The sequence below is a fragment of the Novosphingobium sp. B-7 genome (assembly GCF_000410615.1).
GTDB classification, from domain to species: domain Bacteria; phylum Pseudomonadota; class Alphaproteobacteria; order Sphingomonadales; family Sphingomonadaceae; genus Novosphingobium; species Novosphingobium capsulatum.
This window is the reverse complement of the sequence record NZ_APCQ01000756.1, coordinates 1-3929: the sequence shown is the minus strand read 5'-3', so window position 1 is coordinate 3929 and position 3929 is coordinate 1. Positions and strand designations below refer to the sequence as shown.

Below are 3929 nucleotides of genomic sequence, written 5' to 3'. Positions count from 1 at the left end.
GCCCGAGCCGCTGGTGGCGCGCGCGCATCGCTGGCGCTTTGCCCGGCCGGTGGGCGCGGGCAGCACCGCGCTGTGGGATGATATGCTGCGCCTGGGCGCCTGCGGCGATTGGCTGACCGAGCCTACCGTGCAGGGCGCCTGGCTTTCGGGCGATGCGCTGGCGGGCCGCATCCTCGCCCGCAAGGCGGCCTGAACCGGCACGCAAAAACGGGGGGTGAGCCAGGCTCGCCCCCCTCTCGCCTTCTTAACCCTGCCCCCGCTTACTGCGGCAGCACCGGATGCTTGACGATCGGCGCCGGCTTGGGGAACTGCTGCGGCGGGGTGGCCTTGAGCAGGGCCATCGCCTCGGCCACGGCGCGCTCCAGCTGCGGATCATGGCCCTGGCGGATCAGCGCCGGGTCCTGCTCCACCTCGATATCGGGCGGAATGCCGATCCCTTCCACTTCCCACTGGCCGGTGGTGCCATAAATCGCCCAGCGCGGCGCGGTGACACTGCCGCCGTCGATCAGCTGGGGATAGCCGCCGATACCGACCAGGCCGCCCCAGGTGCGCTTGCCCACCAATGGGCCGACGCCTTCCTTGTGGAACAGCCACGGCAGGGCATCACCGCCCGATCCTGACATCTCGTTGATGATCATCACCTTGGGACCAAAGATCGCCGCGGCCGGCTCGATCTGGTCAGCCCCTTCGCGGGTGTGGTTGATCATCTGCGGGGTGCGCTTCAATTGATCGACGATATAGTCGGCAATCTGCCCGCCATGGTTGAACCGCTCGTCGATCACCGCGCCCTGCTTGCCGACCTGGGCATAGTAATAGCGGTTGAAGTTGGCAAAGCCGCCAGCGGCCGTGTCGGGCACATAGACATAGGCCAGCTTGCCGCCCGACAGCCGGTCGACCGTGCGGCGGTTGCCTTCCATCCAGCTGCGCAGGCGCAACGCGCCTTCATTGCCGATCGGCACCACGGTAACCTGCCGCGATCCCGCGCCCGCTGCCGTGCTCGCCACGGTCAGCACGGTCTGCTTGCCGGCCGTGCCATCGAGCGCGCGATCGATCTCGGTCTGGGTATCGACCGGGCGGCCGTTGACCGCCAGGATGAACTCCCCGGCGTGGACGTCAACGCCCGGCTGGCTGAGCGGGGCGACCAGCTTGGGATTCCAGTTCTCGCCCGGCAGCACGCGGGCAATGCGCCAGCGCCCATCGACCGCCTCGTAATTGGCGCCGAGCAGGCCGCCGCGCGCGGTTTGCTGTTCGGGCAGGTCGCCGCCGTTGATGAAGGTGTGGCCGACCGAGATGTGCCCGGTCATTTCCTCCAGCAGCACGTTGAGATCCTGCCGCGCGGCAAGGCCGGGCAGGAAGCGGGCATAGAGCGCCTCGGCCCGCGCCAGATCGAGCCCGTGGTGGTTGAGATCGTAGAGAAAGTCGCGCTCGATCCGCCAGACCTCGTGATAGATCTGCTTCCATTCCGCCTGGGGATCGACCCACACGCGCACGTCATCGAACTTGATCGGCTTGGCGCTTTCGCCGTCCTTCACTTCCTTGTCAGCATCGGCCACCAGCCAGGTGCCGCCGCGCTGCAGCAGCATCTTGCTGCCGTCTGCCGAAAGGGAGAAGGTATTGGCGACAACACCTTGTGCCAGTTCCTTGTTCTTGCGCTCCTTGAGGTCGAAACGGAACAGCGTGCGCGGCGGACCGGCCTCGTCGCCTTCCAGGTAATCGGCATCGGTCGCGGCGGGCGGGATGGTCAGGGTATAGACCACGCCATCCTTGCCGGCCTGCAGTTCCACGATATTGGCGCGCGGGATCGGCAGCGCCAGGATGCGCTGATCGAGCCCCTCGAAATCGATCCGCACCGGGGCGGGCGGGGTTGGCTTGCCGCCCTTCCCGTCCCTGCCACCGTCCTTGCCGCCATCCTTGTCCTCGTCCTTGGCATCGGCCGGCTTGTCGTCACTGGCGCCAGCGTCGGTCTTCTTGGTCTTGGCCTTGCCCGGCTTGTCGCGGCCCGGCAGGGTATCGGCGGCGCTTTCCTCGTCGCTTTCCGGCGCGATCGGCGATGCGCTGTCCTTGCGCAGCACCATGACATAGGCCGCGCCATCGATCGCGCGCCCCATGCTCGACATGTCGAGCCAGCCGGCCGCCGGGCCCGTGGCGGTGGTCGCGGCGAAGTAGAGATACTTGCCGCCGTGGTCGAAGCGGGGCGAGATCACGTCGCTCAACCCGTCGGTCACTTGCGTGTTCTTGCCGGTGGCCAGCGAATGCATCCAGGCGGCATGGAAATGGCTGGGCAGCTGGCGGGTATAGACGATCCACTGGCTGTCGGCCGACCACGCCGCGTCAAAGCTGCTGCCGGGCGCATCGAACAGGTTGGTATCGATCTTGACCGGCGCTGCGGCCGCGCCGGCGGCAAGGTCGATCAGCCACAGGTTCAGCCGCTTGTCCTCGAACACGATCTTCTTGCTGTCGGGCGACCAGCGCGGGTTGTAGAAGAACGAGGGCGGCGTCCCCAGCGCGATCTTGCGCACCGTGCCCAGGCCATCAGCCGCGCCGATGTGCAGCGCATATTCGCCGGATTCATCGGAAAACCACGCAATCTTGGTGCCATCGGGCGATGGCGCGGGATCGCGATCGGCCACGCCGGGCGAACGCGTAATGTTGCGCACGTCGCCCTTTTCGGCCGGGGCAGAGAGCACCTCGCCGCGCACTTCCATGATCACGCGCTTGCCGGTTTCGCTCAACAGCGCATGGCTGACGCTGTCGGCCTTGATCTCTTCGAAATGGGCGCGGCGCTGCGGCAGATCGGCATCGATGGTGACCGGCACCGGACTGACCGTGCCGCTGGCGATGTCATAGATTTCCAGCTTGCCGAAATGATCGATCACCACCCCGCCGGGGCCAGCGCCGATCGCGGCCATGTCGAACCCGGCGGAATTGTCGATCAGCCGGGCGACCGCCCCACTGGCCGGATCATAGCTGTAGAGCGTGACCGGGCCATCGCGGTCGGAAAGGAAATAGACCTTGTCCCCGATCCACAGCGGGTTGCGATCGTTGCTGTTGGGGCGCGGGATCGGCGTAACGGCCGAATCCGTCAGGCGCGCCACCCAGATGCGCGCGGTCTGCCCGCCGCGATACTGCTTCCACGCCGGCTGCCACTGCTCGATCGGGGAATAGGCCATGCGCGTGCCATCGGGCGAAAACGCGCCTTCCTCGCCCGAGGGCAAGGGCACCGGCACGGGCGCGCCGCCACTGGCCGGCACCAGGTACATCTGGTGCGCATCGCGCACGGCCATGCGCGGCGAGCGGAACAGCACCTGCTTGCCATCGGCCGACCAGCCCAGCGCCACGTCGGCACCAGGATGCCAGGTCAACCGGCGCGGCTCGCCGCCTTGCGCGGGCACAACATAGACATCGGTATTGCCATCATAGCGGCCGGTGAACGCGATCTGGCTGCCATCGGGAGAGAACACCGGACCCGACAAGGCGCCCTGCCCGGTGACCAGCCGCGTCGCCCGGCCACCGCTGCGCGGCACCACCCAGATTTCGCCGCCATAGACAAACGCGATCTGCGTGGCCGAGAGCGTCGGTTGTTGCAGCAGCAGCGGATCGGCGGCGGCCTGCCCAGCCGGTACGACAAGAGTGGTCGACGCCAGCAGCGCCGATGCCAGCAGGATAAGCTTGCCTCGCATGGTTCCCCCACGGGCCGGAAAGCGGCCGGTGGGCAGGCTAGCGCAGGCAAACATTCCTCACAATTGGCGAAACGCGGCGCAACGCATGGTTGATGCCGAATTAGGCCATCCTCATGCAGCGTCCGGCGCGGGATGCGTCAAGGTGCGGCGCAGGGCGTCGCGCCAGCCGGCGATCAGCGGCCCCCGCCGCTCTGCCGGCATGGCCGGTTGCTGCACGTCGCGGCCGCGCCAGGTGCGCGACAGATCGTC

At 67.5% G+C, this 3929-nt stretch carries 1 protein-coding gene and 1 pseudogene; one reads left to right on the top strand and one right to left on the bottom strand.

Going from position 1 to position 3929, the window contains the following annotated elements; genetic code table 11:
* Positions 1 to 193 (top strand): annotated as a pseudogene (locus tag H926_RS33140) (NAD/FAD-dependent oxidoreductase); the annotation flags it as partial.
* A 67-nt stretch (positions 194 to 260) separates the two neighbouring features.
* Here H926_RS33140 and H926_RS0108340 read toward each other — a convergent pair.
* Positions 261 to 3680, bottom strand: coding sequence for a S41 family peptidase (locus H926_RS0108340; protein ID WP_028657756.1), 3420 nt, complete (start codon positions 3678 to 3680; stop codon positions 261 to 263).
* Positions 3681 to 3929 lie beyond the last annotated feature (249 nt).

What these genes read in the sequence shown, in the direction of transcription:
- H926_RS0108340 (WP_028657756.1), bottom strand. Translation starts at nt 3,680, where the DNA reads ATGCGAGGCAAGCTTATCCTGCTGGCATCGGCGCTGCTGGCGTCGACC.